Annotated in this window: 19 protein-coding genes; 13 read left to right on the top strand and 6 right to left on the bottom strand. The window is 53.0% G+C overall.

Going from position 1 to position 18,719, the window contains the following annotated elements; all coding sequences use genetic code 11:
• Window positions 1-11 precede the first annotated feature (11 nt).
• Genes tauB through tauD form a run of 3 tightly spaced genes read left to right on the top strand, consistent with a single transcriptional unit; the run spans window position 12 to window position 2,451 of the window.
• Window positions 12-779, top strand: coding sequence for a taurine ABC transporter ATP-binding subunit (tauB, locus tag MUU47_RS22730; RefSeq protein WP_258990420.1), 768 nt, complete (start codon window positions 12-14; stop codon window positions 777-779).
• A complete protein-coding gene (gene tauC / locus MUU47_RS22725) occupies window positions 776-1,603 on the top strand; it encodes a taurine ABC transporter permease TauC (protein ID WP_258990419.1) in 828 nt (275 codons plus the stop codon). The genes tauB and tauC overlap by 4 nt, the downstream gene beginning before the upstream one ends.
• A complete protein-coding gene (gene tauD / locus MUU47_RS22720; RefSeq protein WP_258990418.1) occupies window positions 1,600-2,451 on the top strand; it encodes a taurine dioxygenase in 852 nt (283 codons plus the stop codon). The genes tauC and tauD overlap by 4 nt, the downstream gene beginning before the upstream one ends.
• Window positions 2,452-2,544: 93 nt before the next feature.
• Here tauD and hemB read toward each other — a convergent pair whose 3' ends face one another.
• Window positions 2,545-3,519 carry a porphobilinogen synthase gene (gene hemB / locus MUU47_RS22715; protein ID WP_258990416.1) on the bottom strand — a complete coding sequence of 325 codons (975 nt, stop codon included), beginning with the start codon at window positions 3,517-3,519 and terminating at the stop codon, window positions 2,545-2,547.
• Window positions 3,520-3,906: 387 nt separating this feature from the next.
• Here hemB and MUU47_RS22710 point away from each other — a divergent pair, with 387 nt between their 5' ends.
• Together MUU47_RS22710 and MUU47_RS22705 are read left to right on the top strand one after the other, a co-directional pair.
• A complete protein-coding gene (locus MUU47_RS22710; protein ID WP_258990414.1) occupies window positions 3,907-6,717 on the top strand; it encodes an autotransporter YaiT-related protein in 2,811 nt (936 codons plus the stop codon).
• Window positions 6,718-6,791: 74 nt separating this feature from the next.
• Entirely contained in the window at window positions 6,792-7,409 is a 618-nt protein-coding gene (locus MUU47_RS22705; RefSeq protein ID WP_258990413.1) for a helix-turn-helix domain-containing protein, read from the top strand.
• Window positions 7,410-7,412: 3 nt separating this feature from the next.
• Here MUU47_RS22705 and ampH read toward each other — a convergent pair whose 3' ends face one another.
• On the bottom strand, window positions 7,413-8,570 hold the full coding sequence (gene ampH / locus MUU47_RS22700) for a D-alanyl-D-alanine-carboxypeptidase/endopeptidase AmpH (RefSeq protein WP_258990412.1): 1,158 nt from the start codon (window positions 8,568-8,570) through the stop codon (window positions 7,413-7,415).
• 203 nt (window positions 8,571-8,773) lie between these two features.
• On the opposite strand from ampH, the gene MUU47_RS22695 reads away from it, so the two are divergent.
• The 3 genes from MUU47_RS22695 to MUU47_RS22685 all read left to right on the top strand — a co-directional run bounded on the left by MUU47_RS22695 (window position 8,774) and on the right by MUU47_RS22685 (window position 11,776).
• The gene (locus tag MUU47_RS22695) at window positions 8,774-9,307 is read left to right on the top strand and encodes an isochorismatase family protein (RefSeq protein WP_258990598.1); all 534 of its coding nucleotides are present in this window, start codon (window positions 8,774-8,776) and stop codon (window positions 9,305-9,307) included.
• Between the two features lie 124 nt (window positions 9,308-9,431).
• Window positions 9,432-10,652, top strand: coding sequence for a peptide antibiotic transporter SbmA (sbmA, locus tag MUU47_RS22690; protein ID WP_258990411.1), 1,221 nt, complete (start codon window positions 9,432-9,434; stop codon window positions 10,650-10,652).
• A 14-nt stretch (window positions 10,653-10,666) separates the two neighbouring features.
• Window positions 10,667-11,776 carry a DUF1615 domain-containing protein gene (locus tag MUU47_RS22685; protein ID WP_258990596.1) on the top strand — a complete coding sequence of 370 codons (1,110 nt, stop codon included), beginning with the start codon at window positions 10,667-10,669 and terminating at the stop codon, window positions 11,774-11,776.
• Here MUU47_RS22685 and MUU47_RS22680 read toward each other — a convergent pair.
• Entirely contained in the window at window positions 11,767-12,069 is a 303-nt protein-coding gene (locus tag MUU47_RS22680; RefSeq protein WP_258990409.1) for a DUF2755 family protein, read from the bottom strand. The two genes, MUU47_RS22685 and MUU47_RS22680, sit on opposite strands and share 10 nt — an antisense overlap.
• A 278-nt stretch (window positions 12,070-12,347) precedes the next feature.
• On the opposite strand from MUU47_RS22680, the gene MUU47_RS22675 reads away from it, so the two are divergent.
• Window positions 12,348-12,566: a DUF2754 domain-containing protein gene (locus tag MUU47_RS22675; protein WP_159772516.1), complete on the top strand. Its 219-nt coding sequence runs from the start codon at window positions 12,348-12,350 to the stop codon at window positions 12,564-12,566.
• 36 nt (window positions 12,567-12,602) lie between these two features.
• Here MUU47_RS22675 and ddlA read toward each other — a convergent pair whose 3' ends face one another.
• Window positions 12,603-13,703 carry a D-alanine--D-alanine ligase gene (ddlA, locus tag MUU47_RS22670; protein ID WP_159772519.1) on the bottom strand — a complete coding sequence of 367 codons (1,101 nt, stop codon included), beginning with the start codon at window positions 13,701-13,703 and terminating at the stop codon, window positions 12,603-12,605.
• A 367-nt stretch (window positions 13,704-14,070) separates the two neighbouring features.
• Here ddlA and MUU47_RS22665 point away from each other — a divergent pair, with 367 nt between their 5' ends.
• The 3 genes from MUU47_RS22665 to psiF all read left to right on the top strand — a co-directional run bounded on the left by MUU47_RS22665 (window position 14,071) and on the right by psiF (window position 16,339).
• Window positions 14,071-15,273, top strand: coding sequence for a multidrug efflux MFS transporter (locus MUU47_RS22665; protein WP_159772522.1), 1,203 nt, complete (start codon window positions 14,071-14,073; stop codon window positions 15,271-15,273).
• 318 nt (window positions 15,274-15,591) lie between these two features.
• Window positions 15,592-15,852, top strand: coding sequence for an anti-adapter protein IraP (gene iraP / locus MUU47_RS22660; RefSeq protein WP_258990408.1), 261 nt, complete (start codon window positions 15,592-15,594; stop codon window positions 15,850-15,852).
• Between the two features lie 166 nt (window positions 15,853-16,018).
• On the top strand, window positions 16,019-16,339 hold the full coding sequence (gene psiF, locus MUU47_RS22655; RefSeq protein ID WP_258990406.1) for a phosphate starvation-inducible protein PsiF: 321 nt from the start codon (window positions 16,019-16,021) through the stop codon (window positions 16,337-16,339).
• 49 nt (window positions 16,340-16,388) lie between these two features.
• Here the strand turns inward: psiF and proC are convergent, their stop codons facing one another.
• Entirely contained in the window at window positions 16,389-17,198 is an 810-nt protein-coding gene (gene proC, locus MUU47_RS22650; protein ID WP_258990405.1) for a pyrroline-5-carboxylate reductase, read from the bottom strand.
• A gap of 113 nt (window positions 17,199-17,311) precedes the next feature.
• Here proC and MUU47_RS22645 point away from each other — a divergent pair, with 113 nt between their 5' ends.
• Window positions 17,312-17,770, top strand: coding sequence for a YaiI/YqxD family protein (locus MUU47_RS22645; protein ID WP_258990403.1), 459 nt, complete (start codon window positions 17,312-17,314; stop codon window positions 17,768-17,770).
• Here the strand turns inward: MUU47_RS22645 and MUU47_RS22640 are convergent.
• Window positions 17,767-18,468 carry a DUF2076 domain-containing protein gene (locus MUU47_RS22640; RefSeq protein ID WP_258990402.1) on the bottom strand — a complete coding sequence of 234 codons (702 nt, stop codon included), beginning with the start codon at window positions 18,466-18,468 and terminating at the stop codon, window positions 17,767-17,769. The genes MUU47_RS22645 and MUU47_RS22640 overlap by 4 nt on opposite strands.
• Between the last annotated feature and the right edge of the window lie 251 nt (window positions 18,469-18,719).

Here is an 18,719-nt window from a genome sequence, read left to right as displayed (position 1 = left end):
CGGAGGTCATCATGCTGCAACTCTCCCATCTCAGTGCGAACTACGGCGGAAAACCGGTTCTCGATGACATTTCACTGAGCGTCGATCGCGGTGAACTGCTGGTGGTGCTCGGCCCGTCAGGTTGTGGCAAAACCACGCTGCTGAATCTGGTGGCCGGTTTTCTGCCGTATCAGTCTGGCAGCATCACCCTGAACGGCGTGCCGGTCAACGGACCGGGGGCCGAGCGTGGCGTGGTGTTCCAGAACGAAGGGTTGTTGCCGTGGCGAAACGTGCAGGATAACGTGGCGCTCGGCCTGCAGCTGACTGGCATGAACAAACCGGCACGGCATGAAATTGCCCGCCAGTTGCTGAAAAAAGTAGGTCTGGAAGGCGCAGAAAAACGGTTTATCTGGCAGCTTTCCGGCGGCCAGCGCCAGCGAGTGGGCATCGCCCGGGCGCTGGCGGCTGACCCGCAGTTGCTGCTGCTTGATGAGCCGTTCGGGGCGCTGGATGCGTTTACCCGCGAGCAGATGCAGACCTTGCTGCTGCGTCTGTGGCATGAAACCGGCAAGCAGGTGCTGCTGATTACCCATGACATTGAAGAAGCGGTGTTTATGGCGACGGATTTGGTGCTGCTGTCGGCCGGGCCGGGCAGGGTGACGGAACGACTGTCGCTCGATTTCGCCCGCCGGTTTGTCGCCGGGGAAACCTGCCGCAGCATTAAATCCAGTCCGGAGTTTATCGAACGGCGCGAATACGTGCTGGGCCGTGTGTTTGAACATCGGGAGGCTTTCTCATGAGCATTGTGGCGAACGATAAACCGCGCCGCCTGGCGCTGAACTGGCCCTGGCCGCTATCGCGTCAGCTGACATTGAGCCTGTCGACGCTGGCGATTTTGCTGGCGCTGTGGTGGGCGGTGACGGCGTTACAGCTGATCGCTCCGCTGTTTCTGCCCCCGCCGGGGCAGGTGCTGCAAAAACTGATTTCTGTCGCCGGGCCGCAGGGCTTTATGGATGCCACATTGTGGCAGCATCTGTCGGCGAGCCTGACGCGCATTCTGATTGCACTGCTCGCAGCGGCGATTATCGGTATTCCGGTCGGCATTGCGATGGGCCTGAGTCCAACGGTGCGCGGCATTCTCGACCCGCTGATTGAGCTGTATCGCCCGATCCCACCGCTGGCTTATTTGCCGTTGATGGTTATCTGGTTTGGCATCGGCGAGACGTCAAAGATTCTGCTTATTTATCTGGCGATTTTCGCCCCGGTGGCGATGTCGGCGATGGCGGGCGTGAAAAGTGCGCAGCAGGTGCGGGTGAGAGCAGCACAGTCGCTGGGTGCCAGCCGGGCGCAGATTTTGTGGTTTGTGATTTTGCCCGGCGCGCTGCCGGAGATCCTGACTGGTTTACGCATTGGGCTCGGCGTGGGCTGGTCGACGCTGGTGGCGGCTGAACTCATCGCCGCCACGCGAGGTTTAGGGTTTATGGTGCAGTCCGCCGGGGAATTTCTGGCCACCGATGTGGTGCTGGCCGGGATCGCGGTGATTGCCGTTATTGCTTTCGTTTTAGAGCTGGGCCTGCGGGCGCTACAACGCCGCCTGACGCCGTGGCATGGAGAAATTGCATGAGTGAACGTCTGAGCATTCGCCCATTAGGGCCGTACATTGGCGCGCAGCTTTCCGGGCTGGATTTGACCCGTCCTCTGAGCGATAACCAGTTTGAACAGCTGTACCACGCGTTACTGCGTCATCAGGTTATTTTTCTGCGCGAGCAGCCGGTCACGCCGCAGCAGCAGCGCAGCCTGGCGCAGCGTTTTGGCGATCTGCACATTCACCCGGTTTATCCGCACGCCGAGGGTGTGGAGGAGATTATCGTCCTCGATACGCATAATGATAATCCGCCAGATAATGATAATTGGCACACCGACGTGACGTTCATTGAGACGCCGCCTGCCGGGGCTATTCTGGCGGCGAAACATATTCCTGAAACCGGGGGCGATACTCTGTGGACTAGCGGAGTTGCGGCTTATGAGGCGCTGTCTGCCCCGCTTAAAATGCTGCTGAATGGCCTACAGGCGGAGCATGATTTCCGTAAATCGTTCCCGGAGTGGAAGCATCTTAAAACAGAAGACGAGCATCAGCGCTGGCTGAGCGCGGTAGCAAAAAATCCGCCGCTGTTACACCCGGTAGTGCGCACGCATCCGGTGACCGGCAAGCAGGCGCTGTTCGTGAATGAAGGTTTTACCACGCGTATTGTGGACGTCAGCGAGAAAGAGAGCGAAGCGCTGCTGGGATTCCTGTTTGCTCACATCACCAGGCCGGAATTTCAGGTGCGCTGGCGCTGGAAAGAAGGGGATGTGGCGATGTGGGACAATCGGGTGACGCAGCATTACGCCAATGCCGATTATCTGCCGCAGCGGCGTATTATGCACCGCGCGACCATCCTGGGGGATAAGCCGTTTTATCGGGCAGGCTGATGGGCTTACTTTCTGAATATGCGTGAAATCGGGACTTCGCTTTTTACCCTCTCCCGCGGGGAGAGGGTATCCGTCGATACGACGGTACAAGCATTAACGCAGGATTTTTTTCTCGGCTAAATCGAGGGCGAAGTAGCTGAAAATCAGGTTTGCGCCTGCGCGTTTGATTGCGCCAAGGCTTTCGAGGACCACTTTTTCTTCATCAATTGCACCCGCCTTAGCGGCAAACTTGATCATCGCGTATTCGCCGCTGACCTGATAGGCGCCGATTGGCAGCTCTGTGCGCTCGCGGATATCACGGATTATATCCAGATAGGCACCGGCAGGTTTCACCATCAGGCAATCTGCACCCTGGGCTTCATCGAGCAGCGATTCGCGAATCGCTTCACGGCGGTTCAGCGGATTCATCTGGTAGGTCTTACGGTCACCTTTCAGCGCGGTTCCGGCAGCTTCACGGAACGGGCCGTAGAACGACGAGGCGAACTTGGTGGAATAAGACATTATCGCAGTATCGGTGAATCCGGCGGCGTCCAGCGCCTGACGAATGGCCTGCACCTGACCGTCCATTGCCGCAGACGGGGCAATGAAATCAGCACCAGCGGCGGCAGCAACCACAGCCTGCTTACCGAGATTCAACAGCGTCTGGTCGTTATCGACACCGTGATCGCACAGCACGCCACAGTGGCCGTGTGAGGTGTATTCGCAGAAACAGGTGTCTGACATCACAATCATTTCCGGCACGGTCTGTTTGCAAATGCGCGACATGCGCGCCACCAGGCCATCTTCTTTCCACGCATCGCTGCCGGTGGCATCGGTGTGGTGAGAGATCCCAAAGGTCATCACGGAGCGGATACCGGCGTTGGCAATGCGTTCAATCTCACGGGCAAGGTGCTTTTCCGGGATACGCATGACGCCGGGCATCGCTTCGATGGCCTTATAATCGTCAATCTCTTCTTCAACAAAGATAGGCAGCACCAGATCGTTAAGGGTCAGTGATGTCTCTTCAAACATGGCGCGAAGCGCAGCGGATTTGCGCAGGCGGCGAGGGCGAGTGATCAAATCTGTCATGATAGGCCTGATGTTAATGGAACATTCTGGGAAGTTTACCTGATTTATGGATGGCGTGTTTCACTAAAGTGGTGGTTATGTATTTAGCTAATTAGCGTGTGTAGAGGACTAATTATATATATTACAAATGAGTCATCATTGTTTGATAAAGAAATTAATAAAATATTTCTATAGATCAGCTCTGACTATTCATGCAAAGGGGCGCTATTTTTAATAATGTGACTAATGTCTCCTTTGGTTTTTTTATTTTTACGGGTGCGTGTTGTCCACTTTCAAACTTTTTGCAGAGATTAATTGAACTTTCCTTTTAGTGGAAAGCATAATTCCCTCGCAGAATTAATATGTCTTGATGGACCAACATTATTACGTCCCTGGGAGGGATGACGAATGCACTCGTGGAAAAATAAACTCGTCGTATCACAATTAGCCGTAGCCTGCGCACTAGCGATCGCATCTCAGGCAAATGCAGGTACCGATATCTCTAACACAACCTATGAAACTTTTGTTCACCACAACGACACAGCCGGTGACGATGGCGTCTACTATGACGGCTATGTAGGCTGGAATAATTACGAAACCTCCAGCGTGTATGGCGGAGACATCTATCCTGTTATTAATAATGCCGTCGTTAACGGTGTGATTTCAACGTACTACCTGGATGATGGCCTCTCTGCAGACAGTAATCAAAATACGCTGAATATTAAAAACAGTACTATTCACGGTATGATTACTTCCCAATGTATGACGACCGACTGTGATAATCGTACAGCGACTGGATATATCTATGATCGCCTGGCGTTGACCGTTGATAACTCAACGATCGATGATAATTATGAGCACTATACTTATAACGGGACTCATACCGATGGCACTCCTGACTCCCACGTTGTTAACGTGTTTGATATGGGCACCGCAATTACCCTTGATCAGGAAGTTGATCTGACTATTCAGAATAACTCTCATGTGGCAGGTATTACTCTGTCTCAAGGTTATGAATGGGAAGATGTCGACAATAATACCGTCACTACCGGTGTGAACAGTGGTGAAGTGTTTAACAACACTATCGTTGTTAAAGATTCCGTCGTGACGTCAGGCTCGTTGAGCGATGAAGGAACTGAAGGCTGGTTTGGGCGTTCTGATAATGCCAGCGATTACGCTAATGAAGTGACGGCGAATGACGTTGCGCTGGCAGTGATTGCGAATCCTTTGGCCGATAACGGCATGCAGACCACCGCCACGTTCAGCAACTCAACCCTGACCGGTGATGTTGTGTTCTCCAGCAATTTTGATGAGAACTTCTTCCCGGGCGGTGCTGATTCTTATCGTGATACCGATTCCCAAAACGATACCAATGGCTGGGATGGTACCGATAGCCTGAATCTGACGCTGGATAACGGCAGCAAATGGGTCGGCGCGGCAATGTCTGTACACCAGGTTGATACTGATGGTGACGGTGTTAATGACGCTATAGCTGCAGGCACTGATGCTACCGCAACGCTGTATGACATCAATTCGAACAGCCTGTGGCCATACTCTACCTATGGTTCTGAAAACAATGATTCCGCATTCGATGAAGCGGGTCATGTTGTTGGCAACCAGGTGTATCAAAGTGGTCTGTTCAACGTCACTCTGGATCACGGTTCAGAGTGGGATACCCGTAAATCGTCCCTGATCGATACCCTGACCGTGAATAACGGTTCTCAGGTCAACGTTGAAAGTTCTCAGCTGATTTCTGACAGCATCACGCTGAACAATGCTTCTGATATGCAGATTGGCGACGGCGGTTATGTTGCTGCGGACAGCGTTAACCTGAACAGCTACAGCACCCTGACTCTGACGGAAGAAACTGCTGAACTGTACGCAAATAACGTCAATGTTGATGGCAATGCACAGTTCAATCTGGGTCTGGGCCAGCTGAATGCTGCCGATCTGCAACTGACTAATGGCGGTACTTTCAATATCGACAGCCGTGACTTCGTGCTGAACGGGGACATGATTAACGGTCACACTAACGATCGTAATCAGACCAACTACGGCTACGGCGTAGTCGCAATGAACTCCGATGGCCATCTGGCTGTGAACGGTGATGTTGCGGGTAACTACAAAGTCCGTATCGACAATGCGACCGGCGCGGGTTCTGAGAAAGACTATGAAGGTAATGAGCTGATTCGTGTTTATGACGACAACGAAGAAACCTCAGCAACCTTCACCTCAGCAAACAAAGCAGATTTAGGTGCTTACACCTATGAAGCTAAACAGACTGGCGATACTGTTGTTCTCGAACAGCGTGAGTTGACTGACTACGCCAACATGGCGCTAAGCATTCCGTCTGCCAACACCAACATCTGGAATCTGCAACAGGATACCCTCGAAACTCGCCTGAGCAGCGCACGTCATGGTCTGGTTGATGACGGCGGCGTTTGGGTAAGCTACTTCGGTGGTAACTTTGATGGTGACAACGGCGTGATCAGTTACGATCAGGACGTTAATGGCATCATGGTAGGTCTGGATACTAAGATCGACGGTAACTATGCTAACTGGACCGTGGGTGCAGCAGCGAGTTTCGCGAAAGGCGATATGAGCGACAAATCGGGTCAGGTTGATCAGGATAGCCAGTCTGCCTACATCTATTCTTCTGCGCGTTGGTCCAATGACGTGTTCTTTGATGCGAACATGAGCTACAGCCGCTTCAGCAATGACCTCAGCGCGAACATGAGCGATGGTCAGTACGTTGATGGCGACACCACCAATGACGCATGGGGCTTCGGTCTGAAACTCGGCTATGACTGGAAATATGACACCGCGGGTTATGTGACGCCATATGGTGCGATTTCAGGCCTGTTCCAGTCGGGTGATGATTATCGTCTGAGCAATGATATGCGCATGGATGGCCAATCTTATGACAGTATGCGTTACGAACTGGGTATTGATACTGGCTACACCTTCACTTATAGCGAAGATCAGGCCCTGACACCGTACTTCAAACTCGCCTATGTCTATGACGATGCTGGCAATGATGCGAACGTTAACGGTGACAATATCGATAACGGCGTTAAAGGCTCTGCGGTACGTGTAGGTGCTGGTGCGCAGTTCAACTTTACCAAGAAGTTCAGCGCGTATACCGATGCTAACTATCTGGGCGGCGGCGACGTTGACCAGAATTGGGCAGCAAACGTCGGCGTGAAATACACCTGGTAATAAATCAAAGCAGGGAACTATGTTCCCTGCTTTTTTATCATTAACATGGCATTGACACAGGATGTGACACTCGCATGTTAGCTGTAAAACCGTTGTCCGCATTTAACGCACTTGATCAGCTATTTTCCCCGAATGCTTCAACCTTCATCCTATCTCCACAGGATACGTTGAGCCTGAATTGCAATGCCTCGGTTGTGACCGTTTTTCGTCAGGGGACGTGTAAAATCGAGCGAACCCAGGAAGATATTCTGGTGGCTATCAGTCCTTCACCTATTATTCTTGGCCTGGCCGGGCTGTTAGATGCCCGAAGAGAAAGTTACCAACTCACCGCATTGACCCACTGTGAGGCTTATCAGCTGGAAGCTTCGCAATGCCGGCAATTATTGGATCAGCATCAACTTTGGCGTGAAGCGTTTCATTGGGTCAGCTGGATTGCCAGAGTGCAGGAAGCACGCGATATTCAACTGATTGGCAAAAACTCCTACAGCCAGATCAGGGCAACCTTGCAGGTGATGTCAGGTTGGGATGATGCTTTGCGGGCCAGGATCGGCGTGATGAACCATATCCAGCAGCGGACCCATATTTCCCGCTCGGTGATTGCAGAAGTCCTTGCTGCGCTGCGCGCCGGAAACTATATCGAAATGAATAAGGGCAAGCTGGTTTCCATACATCGCTTGCCCCTTGAGTATTGACGATCAGGACGCGGGAACGACCTGCGGCTTATTGCCACTCAGCTCTGCGACCAGATCGTTAACGCCGTCACTCATATTCACAAAGCGAGTCAATGGGGAACGGGTTACGACCACGAACGCCCCGACGTTATGCTGCGGGATCATTGCCATATAGGTAATGAATCCGCCGCCACCGCCTGTTTTCTGAATAATGCCTGGACGGCCATTTTTCGGAGCCATATAGACCCAGCCCATGCCCAATGCTGTGGCTTTTCCCGGCACGTCCATACCGATCACTCGGGTTAACTGGCTACGCTGATAGATAAGCGTTTGCATCCGGTCAGCCTGTTGGTTACGGGTATAAAAATCAGAAGACAAGAATTGCTGCATCCAGCGCATCATATCCCCTGGCGTGGAATACACCCCACCGCTGCCAATGGCCGCCAGCGTGTTATCGCATGGGCTAGCCCCTTTTTCCGCTACCATCAAGCGCTGGCATTGATCCGGTGATGGAGTAAACGTGGTGTCTTTCATCCCTAATGGGCGAGTGATTTGCTCTTCAAAAAGCTGCGGATACGGTTTACCTGCGGCTGTGCTCAATGCATCGGCCAGAAGATCAAATGCCAGATTTGAGTAAGCAGCCTGGGTTCCTGGCGCCGTTTTCAACGTCGCGGTACTGAGCCAGTTCCAGCGCTGATTATGCGTTGGCCAGACAAAAACAGGACGGTGCGCCGCACCGCCGGGCTGTTCGCGCGGCAGGCTGCTGGTATGGGTCGCCAGATTCACCAGCGTGATCGGTTTACCTTGATACGTAGGCACGCTTGCACCCGGCGGAGCATATTTACTCAGTGGGTCATTAAGCTTCACCACGCCCTGATCGAGCAGTTTCACCAGCATTTCACTGGTCATCAGTTTGCTCAATGAGGCAATGCGGATCACAGAATCCAGTTGCGGATGGACGTTGCTTCCTGGTCGAGTCTCTCCGAAGCTGCGAAACACGCGCTGGTTACCGTCAATAACCACCAGTGCCATGCCCGTCGCGCCGCTACCGAAATAGATATGATTGGCGTATCGGTCGACAATATCTGAGGCAAAAACCGGGTCCGGAGAAGTTTGTACGGCCTGAGCGACAGGCAGCGAAGCAGCACACAGCGCCGCAAGAAATAGCAGACTACGTTTCAAGGAAAGCATCCATGAATTGAAATGGAAAGATAATGCGTATTTATACTATTAAACGGCCACTTGCAAAGTGCCTTTACGCCGGAATTGCACAAGAAAAACGTAACGACGGGTAAATATGGCGGTTTTTGTTCACGTCTCTACGCGCTTTTGTGAACTCACGCGTATGATAGTCTCAATGTTCACAACCTGTTACGGAGAAAATGATGTCGGATAAACACGTTGTCATGGTGGTCGATATGCAAAACGGTGTCTTCGAAACACCGCGTCGTGAGCAACAGGAATGTGTCTCGCAGGTGAACCGTCTGATTCGCGCCGCTGACCGCGTCATCTTTATTCAGCACATCGAAGAAGGTGGTCTGGAAGAGGGGAGTCACGGCTTTGCATTATTGCCAGATCTCGAGCAGCCGAGTGGCGCACTTTACGTCACCAAAACGGCCTGTGATGCTTTTTATAAAACCGAGCTGGAACGTGTGCTGGCAGAAAACGACATTAGCGCTTTTGTGATGTGTGGCTGCGCCACGGATTACTGTGTGGATACGACGCTGAAAGTCGGCGCCAGCAAAGGCTATCAAATCACCGTCGCCGAAGATGCGCACACCACTGCCAACCGTCCTGCTGCTGAAGCCGCAACGCTCATCGCGCACTACAACGAAGTGTGGCGCACGCTCACGGTGCCCGGAAACCCGGTCAGCGTGAAACCCGTCGATACAATTGTTACGCAATGGCATACGAACTAAGCGTTTTCTCGTCGGTCTCACTCACGGTCTACCCAGCGTCACCTTTTATCGCGGTGATGGCCGCGGCGATTTTTCGTAGAACACAGCAACCTTAAAACGATAAGAAGTTAGCAGGAGAGCATGTATGTTTAAGTCTTTTTTCCCTAAGCCGGGACCCTTTTTTCTCTCGGCGGCAATTTGGGCACTTATCGCCGTCATATTCTGGCAGGTAGGTGGGGGTAAATGGTTGCTTCATATTGTCGGCGCTTCCGGTGATATCCCGATCAGCGCGGCGCGTTTTTGGTCTCTCGACTACCTCGTGTTCTATGCCTACTACCTGGTTTGTGTGCTGGTCTTTGCGCTGTTCTGGTGTCTCTACAGCCCGCACCGTTGGCAGTACTGGTCGATTCTCGGCACCTCTCTGATAATCTTCGTGACCTGGTTCCTGGTCGAAGTGGGGGTGGCGGTCAACGCCTGGTATGCGCCGTTCTACGATCTAATCCAGACCGCGCTCTCCGCACCACATAAAGTGAGCATCGGTCAGTTTTACCATGAAGTCGGGGTGTTCCTCGGCATTGCGTTGATCGCCGTGGTGATTGGGGTGATGAATAACTTTTTCGTCAGCCACTACGTCTTCCGCTGGCGTTCCGCGATGAACGAATACTACATGGAAAACTGGCAGCGACTGCGTCACATTGAAGGTGCGGCACAGCGTGTGCAGGAAGACACCATGCGCTTTGCGTCGACCCTTGAAGATATGGGCGTCAGCTTTATCAACGCCATCATGACCCTGATTGCCTTCCTGCCGGTGCTGGTGACGTTGTCGGCGCACGTGCCTGATCTGCCGATTGTCGGCCATCTGCCGTACGGTCTGGTGATTGCCGCTATCGTCTGGTCGTTGATGGGGACTGGCCTGTTAGCCGTGGTCGGTATCAAACTTCCGGGGCTGAATTTTAAAAACCAGCGCGTTGAAGCGGCCTACCGTAAAGAACTGGTTTATGGCGAAGATGATGCGTCTCGCGCCACGCCGCCGACGGTTCGCGAACTGTTCAGCGCCGTGCGCCACAACTATTTCCGTCTCTATTTTCACTACATGTACTTCAACATCGCGCGAATTCTTTACCTGCAGGTAGACAATGTTTTCGGCCTGTTTTTACTGTTCCCGTCGATTGTTGCCGGTACGATTACGCTGGGGTTAATGACGCAGATAACCAACGTTTTCGGTCAGGTTCGCGGTTCGTTCCAGTACCTGATCAGCTCCTGGACAACGCTGGTGGAACTGATGTCTATCTACAAACGTCTGCGCAGCTTCGAGCGTGAGCTGGATAACATGCCAGAGCAGGAAGTGACTCAATCATTTAGCTAACACAGGGATGCATGATGGCGGTTGCCGCAATACGCAATATTTCACCCTCATTGGGACTGCTCGCTGGTCTTATTCTGGCGGGCTGTACCAGCCAGAAACCAGTGCTGAAAGAAGGTGAAAAACCGGTGGATGTTGCCGCTGTGGTTCGGCAGAAAATGCCAGCCGGTGTGAAAGACCGGGAGGCCTGGGCGCAAAGCATCGCCAAAGCCTTTGAAAGCCAAAAGCTGGCGCCGACGGAGGAAAATGTCTGTTCGGTGCTGGCGGTCGCACAGCAAGAGTCAAACTATCAGGCCGATCCCGCCGTGCCGGGTTTGAACAAAATTGCCTGGCAGGAAATCGACCGCCGGGCGCAAAAGGTGCACGTGCCGCTTTTTTTAGTGCATACGGCGCTAAAAATCACGTCGCCGAACGGGAAAACCTACAGCGAGCGGCTTGATACGGTGAAAACCGAAAAGCAGCTTAGCGCCATATTTGATGACTTTATTGGCATGGTGCCGATGGGGCAAACGCTGTTCGGCTCGCTGAATCCGGTGCATACCGGCGGCCCGATGCAGGTGAGTATCGCCTTCGCCGAAGCCCACGACAGCGGATATCCATGGAAAATGGACGGCACCGTGCGCCAGGAAGTCTTCTCGCTGCGCGGTGGCCTGTGGTTTGGTACTTATCATCTGCTGAATTATCCGGCCAGCTATTCCGCGTCGCTCTACCGTTTTGCCGATTTCAATGCTGGCTGGTACGCGAGCCGCAACGCGGCGTTCCAGAATGCGGTCAGTAAAGCCAGCGGCGTGAAGCTGGCGCTGGACGGCGATTTGATTCGGTATGACAGCGATGACGCGGGGAAAACAGAACTTGCCGTGCAGAAGCTGGCCTCGAAGCTGTCGATGAGCAACAGCGAAATCCATCAGCAATTGCAAAAAGGCGACAGCCAGGATTTCGAAGAAACGGCGTTGTATCGCGGCGTGTATAAGCTCGCCGAAGCAAAAGCCGGGAAGGCGTTAGTGCGAGAAATGCTGCCGGGGATCCAACTTCAGAGCCCGAAAATCACCCGAAATCTTACAACCGCATGGTTTGCAAAACGCGTGGATGACCGTCGGGCCAGCTGCATGGCGTTGGGTCAGAAATAACGACGCCAGCGCATGATGAGGGCGACTACGCCCAGGATGGCGCTGCCTGCCAGGAAAGGAACCAGTCCAAACAACGTCCCAACGGCAAACCCGATTTCGACATGAGGGCGACCGCTGTCCTGAATTTGCATCAGATGCTCGAACACGCCAGGCGCATGCACCAGCATGTTTAGCAGCTGCGCGCCCGCCCAGAAACAGAACAGGACGAACAGCGCGTACGCGATATTTCCAGGTGTGGAGGATTCCTTTTTTTCCCCGGCAATGATTGCTCTGGGTAAGGTGAACTCAGCCATAACGACCTCCTGATACTTCTTTCGCACTGACGGAGTCAGGCGATTATTCTGCTGGCCGATGCCAGGTTGGTTCTGGTGATTCTGGCAGTAGAAGGTGATTGTCAATATCAGATTCGTGGTAATTTCAGTCCGGGAATGCTCTTATTTTTGGCTTTTTCTGGCTGAGTCACAAAGATGCGACTTAAGTTAAACGGAAGGGATGTTAAATATTTGCTAAGTACCGCGCAGACGGCGGCCTGGGAATGTGCGAGTATGCTTTTTTCATCTGTGGAGTCGTTATGAAACTGCCTGATAAAATCCGCCGCGACTGGCACTACTATGCGTTTGCCATCGGCCTGATTTTTATACTCAACGGTGTGGTCGGGCTGTTGGGCTTTGAAGCGAAGGGGTGGCAAACTTATGCCGTTGGAATGGTGACCTGGGTTATCAGTTTCTGGTTGGCGGGGTTTATTATTCGGCGTCGTCCTGCGCAAGAAGAAGAGCAATCCGGGGCATAAACCGGGCAGCGCAAATGCCGCCCGGCAGAATGAAAACTATCCGTTCATTGTGGTCTTCAGCGCCGCATTGGCTTGATGACGCTCCAGTGCCAGTTCAATCAGGCGAGTAATCAGGCTGGTGTAATCCAGGCCGCTTGCCTGCCAAAGCTTCGGATACATGCTGATGTTGGTGAAGCCAGGCAGCGTGTTGATTTCATTAATGACGACTTCATTTTCAGCCGTCAGGAACACATCCACGCGCGCCATGCCGCTGCAGCCAAGCGCCTGATACGCTTCAATCGCCGTCTGGCGGATCTTCTCGTTCACCGCCGGATCGATAGCCGCAGGTACCACCACTTTTGCACCGACGTCATCAATGTATTTGGTGTCGTAGGCATAGAACTCGCTGTTCAGCACAATTTCACCGCAGGTGCTGGCCTGTGGTTCGTCATTACCGAGCACCGCACATTCAATTTCGCGCCCGTTAATGCCGGTTTCAACCACGACTTTGCTGTCGAATTCGAACGCCAGCGCGACGGCTTGTTGATACTGCTCTTCGCTTTTCACTTTGCTGACGCCGACGGAAGAACCCTGGTTAGCCGGTTTCACAAACATCGGCAGACCCAGTTTTTCTTTCATATCGGCAAAACTGAATTTATTACGGTTGGAACGGGTCAGGGTCACGAATGGCGCAATCGCCAGCCCGGCATCGCGCAGCAGGCGCTTGGTGACGTCTTTATCCATACAGGCGGCGGAGCTCAATACATCGGAGCCGACAAAGGGCAAGTTCGCCATGCGCAGCATCCCCTGCAGGGAACCGTCTTCACCGAGCGTGCCGTGAACAATCGGGAAAATAACGTCAATGGATGGCAGCGGCTGGCCAGTTCCGGCGTTGATCAGCTGCTCTGAGGCTTTGCCGGGGATCTGGGCCAGCGTAATGTCGGAAGGACGCAGGGCGATTCGGGCTGGATCCTGCGCATTCAGCAGATAGCGACTGGCGTCGTTGATATGCCATTCACCCTGCTTATCAATGCCCAGCAACACCACCTCAAAACGCGTTTTATCCATCGCTTCGACAATGTTCTTTGCCGACTGCAAAGAGACTTCATGCTCCGCCGATTTACCGCCAAAGACGACTCCAACCCGCAACTTAGCCATTTCTACATCCATCCACAGAAAATACAAAGCCGATACCATAGCACGTGATTCCTGGGGCTTCTGCCATAATCTTAGTTTTCAGCGTCGGGAGAAATAATGAGAGGGAAGGGGATCTTTGGGCTTCTGATTGTTATGACGGCAGGCTATCTGGGGTACCAGATTTCATCTGGGAATGCACGGTTATGGCCTCTGCCGATGAGCATAACCCACTGCGAATAGGGGTGTTTTTCGTGATATTTATCACACAATTACGTATTGGAAAAATAAAATACCAAACTCCTTTACAGCGCATCTCGCGCCATACAAGCAGACGACGCACTTGCTATGCTGGGCAATACACCCCGAAAACGAATGAAAACGCGTAGTTATGGAATCCTGGAAGGTTAATCTTATTTCCGTCTGGTTTGGCTGTTTCTTCACCGGTCTCGCTATCAGCCAAATCCTGCCTTTTTTACCGCTGTACGTCTCCCAGCTTGGGGTGACGTCGCACGAAGCCCTGTCGATGTGGTCCGGGCTGACCTTTAGCGTCACGTTCCTGGTGTCCGCCATCGTCTCGCCAATGTGGGGCAGTCTCGCGGATCGTAAGGGGCGAAAACTGATGCTGCTGCGCGCTTCCCTCGGAATGGCGATTGCGATTTTACTGCAGGCCTTTGCCACCAACGTCTGGCAGCTGTTTATTCTGCGTGCCATCATGGGGTTGACGTCAGGTTACATACCGAATGCAATGGCGCTGGTGGCCTCGCAGGTGCCGCGTGAGCGCAGCGGCTGGGCATTGAGCACGCTGTCAACCGCGCAAATCAGCGGCGTGATTGGCGGGCCTCTGCTCGGCGGTTTCCTGGCCGACCACGTTGGCCTGCGCGCGGTGTTTTTCATCACCGCCATTTTGTTGACGGTCAGTTTTTTGGTGACGCTGTTCCTGATTAAAGAGGGCGCACGCCCGGTAGTCAGCAAAGCGGACCGGCTCAGCGGCAAAGCGGTGTTTGCTTCACTCACCTATCCGGGCCTGGTTATCAGCCTGTTTTTCACCACTCTGGTTATCCAGCTCTGTAACGGCTCGATTGGCCCCATTCTGGCACTGTTTATCAAATCGATGGAGCCGCAAAGTAATAACATCGCGTTTCTGGCCGGGATGATTGCCGCCGTGCCGGGAATTTCTGCGCTGATTTCTGCCCCCCGGCTGGGCAAACTCGGTGACCGCATCGGGGCGCATCGCATATTACTGGCCACGCTATTCTGTGCGGTGGTGATGTTCTTCGCGATGTCATTTGTCACCACGCCATTCCAGCTCGGCGCGCTGCGTTTCCTGCTCGGCTTTGCCGACGGCGCGATGTTACCCGCCGTACAGACGCTGCTGCTTAAATATTCCAGCGATCAGGTCACCGGCCGCATCTTCGGATATAACCAGTCGTTTATGTATTTAGGCAATGTGGTCGGCCCGCTGATCGGTGCATCGGTATCGGCAATGGCAGGTTTCCGTTGGGTGTTTGTCGCCACGGCGATAGTTGTGCTAATAAACCTGATACAACTCGCCATTATGTTGCGGCGGCGGCAGCGTATCGCGGTGAATTAGACGAGTAACTCTCTGGGGGTAGAATAATATGTATTCTGCCCCCTTAATTTTGGTGGGGTAAACCGATGAGAGAAACGTTTCGCTAATATACCCGTCGCCCTTCAAGTTGCAGGGTTGTTGGCTGTTCTCATTCACCCGAATCACTTACTTGAGTAAGCTCATCGGGATTCATTCGATTGCCGCCTACCTGCATCTTGAAGTTACTTGGGTATAATTCAATTTGCATAATTGGGGATTTATAAAATAATTCTTATACCGCCTATGCATTACGGATCATCGGTGCTACCGTCTCCGGCATTCTCATAAGGAAGTCTCGCCATGAAAAATCTGATTGCAGAATTGTTGGTAAAGCTTGCGGAAAAGGAAGAAGAATCAAAGGAGTTAGTGGTTCAGGTTGAAGCACTGGAAATTGTAGTCACTGCACTGTTACGCCATATGCGACAACCGGAACAACAGGCGTTAATCACCGATATTGAAGCTGCACTGGATGACGCAAAACCAGAGCTTGAGGTTCCCGCCCACGATGCCGAATTACTGCATCAATATATAAAAAAGCTATTACGGCATCCGCGTAATTAAGGCGTATGCCGTATTGTACAGCGACGATTCATCTGCAACCGCCGCTAATGCATTATTTATCTATCCGTAGTTCATTACACCACTTCGTTATTTTTCCGCCGTTAAGGTGGTTTTTTCTGCGTCAGCGACCAGACTTACTAAGATCCCCTCATAGAAGGATGGTGCAATGAAAATAACATTACTGGTTACCCTACTGTCCGGCCTGGTGTTTCTCACAACGGTGGGAGCAGCAGAAAAAACGATGACACCGCAACAACAGCGAATGACATCCTGCAACCAGCAGGCAACGTCTAAAACGCTGAAAGGCGATGCCCGAAAAACCTATATGAGCGACTGCCTGAAAAATAGCAGCTCAAAACCGGAAGAGAAAAGTCTGACGCCGCAGCAGCAGAAAATGCGGGAATGTAATTCCACGGCGACTCAGCAATCGCTGAAAGGTGACGATCGTAATAAATTCATGAGTGCGTGTCTGAAGAAAACCGGCTGATGCGGAAGTAAAAGACGGGTGAATCGCCAGCGCGGTTCACCCGTTATTGTCAGGACTTACTGAGCTTTTCTGATTTTTCCATGCAGCTGACCATCGCTTCGATAACCGCTGAACGGAAACCCTTTTCCTCCAGCACGCGAACCGCTTCAATGGTGGTACCACCTGGGGAGCATACCATATCTTTCAGTGCGCCCGGATGCATGCCGGTTTCCAGCACCATTTTGGCTGAGCCCATTACCGCCTGTGCGGCAAATTTATAAGCCTGCGCGCGCGGCATCCCGCCCAGCACGGCGGCGTCAGCCATCGCTTCGATAAACATAAAGACATAGGCTGGCGCAGAACCGCTGACGCCAACTACCGGGTGGATCATCGGCTCAGCAATGACTTCGGTTTCACCAACGCAGCGGAAAATCGACACCACATCGGCAACGTCTTCGCTGGTCACCAGCGCATTTGGCGTAATGGAGGTCATGCCCGCGTTCACCAGGGATGGGGTGTTTGGCATGGCGCGAACAATTTTGCGATCGTGGCCCAGCGCCTGCGCGAGCTGATCGAGAGTAACGCCTGCGGCAATGGAAACCACCACCGTCTCTTTGTTGAAACTGGACGTCACATCGCTCAGCACTTTAGTCATAATGCCTGGCTTCACGGCACCGAAGACGATGTCCGCCACGTGGGCGACTTCCTGGGCGCTTTCGGCAGCGTTAATGCCGTATTGATCGTGAAGGGCGGCGACTTTTTCTGGCGATGGCGTGTAAACCCAAATCTGAGTGGGCTGTACCTGGCCGCTGGCGATCAGGCCACCAAGAATGGCCTTACCCATATTACCGCAGCCGATGAAACCAATTTTCTTGTCCATTCTGTCTCTCTCTCAGCGTTTTTCTGATAATGCGTATTAGCTTAACATCTTGTGACTATGCCCGAAGAAGAAAGCAGGCGACAATACCCCGGTTATTTTATTCAGGAGTAAATATGACGATTTGGGTGGATGCGGATGCGTGTCCGAATGTGATTAAAGAGATCCTGTTCCGCGCGGCGGACAGAACACAAACGCCGGTCACGCTAGTGGCTAACCAGAATCTGCGCGTACCGCCTTCACGGTTTATCCGTTCAATGCGTGTTCCGGCCGGTTTCGACGTGGCGGATAATGAAATTGTGCGTCAGTGCCAGCCGGGTGATTTGGTGATTACCGCCGACATTCCCCTGGCAGCAGAAGTGCTGGCCAAAGGCGGCGCGGCGCTTAATCCGCGCGGTGAGCGTTACAGCGATGCCACCATCCGCGAGCGTCTGACCATGCGTGATTTTATGGATACGCTGCGCTCCAGCGGGATCCAGACCGGCGGCCCGGACACGTTGTCTCAGCGTGACCGCCAGCAGTTTGCCGCTGAACTCGACAAATGGCTACTGGCGGTTCAGCGCGGACAGAATTAAGTCCAGCTGTCGTCATCGCCGCCAAAGTCGTCGTTACTGAAATCATCGTTATTGAAATCAGCATTGCTCCAGTCGTCGCTTCCGCTGTTGGCGGTGTAGTCGGTGCCATCATCCGGCAGAAACTGTGCGTCGCTGGCCTGATTCAGGTCATCCGTCGCCGGGGCCTGTGGCTCCTCGATGATGTTCACAATCTCCTGCGGATGCGTGCCGGAGAACATGTTCATCAGCATATTGCCGAGGACGACGCCACCAGCAACGCCCGCGGCGGTTTGCAGGGCGCCGGCCATAAAGCCGCCACCGCTGCGACCCTGAGCATAATTCTGAGCCTGAGGGGGCGCGTAACCGGCCTGCGGTGGCGCAGAACGAGCATAATTTTGCGCGCCGGGAATCGGGTCACTCACGTGTGGCTGCGACTGACCGCCGCCAAACAGCCCTGCGAGAAACCCACCGCTGTTTTGTTTCGTTGACTGAAGCTGAGCAACATTGCTCTCCAGCGCCTGAATACGTTCGTTCAGCTGCTTAATGGCGGCTTCCTGAATCAGGATAGTCTGTGCCATATAGTACGGAGCGGCAGGCTGAGCCTGAACATGTTGCGCAATAACGTTCTCGGCGGTAGCATCGCGCGGCGCGCTTTGCGCTTCGGCCTGTTGCAGACGCGAAAAGAGTCCGTCGATCAGCCGTTGTTCTTCAGATTGCATGGGTCACTCCTCGATAAGACGAACGGTACAGTGCTTAGTGTGTCTGAAACATTTGCACTGTAAATATACGGTACGTAAACCTATGCATAAATGTGTTACCTTTTGCAGCCCGACAGGGGTTGTCAAACTGACGCCCTTTCATGTAAGGTTGCCGCAACACTAAATGACACTATTTCTTTACACTTTCATCCTGCCCAATAGCCAATAATAATAGCCAAGACGTTGGGGTTTGGATTGAAGGTGTAATTATT

The sequence above is a fragment of the Scandinavium hiltneri genome (assembly GCF_024764835.1).
In the GTDB taxonomy this organism is placed as follows: Bacteria; Pseudomonadota; Gammaproteobacteria; order Enterobacterales; family Enterobacteriaceae; genus Scandinavium; species Scandinavium hiltneri.
The sequence above is the reverse complement of the archived record's forward strand: the minus strand, read 5'-3'. Positions and strand labels throughout refer to the sequence as shown.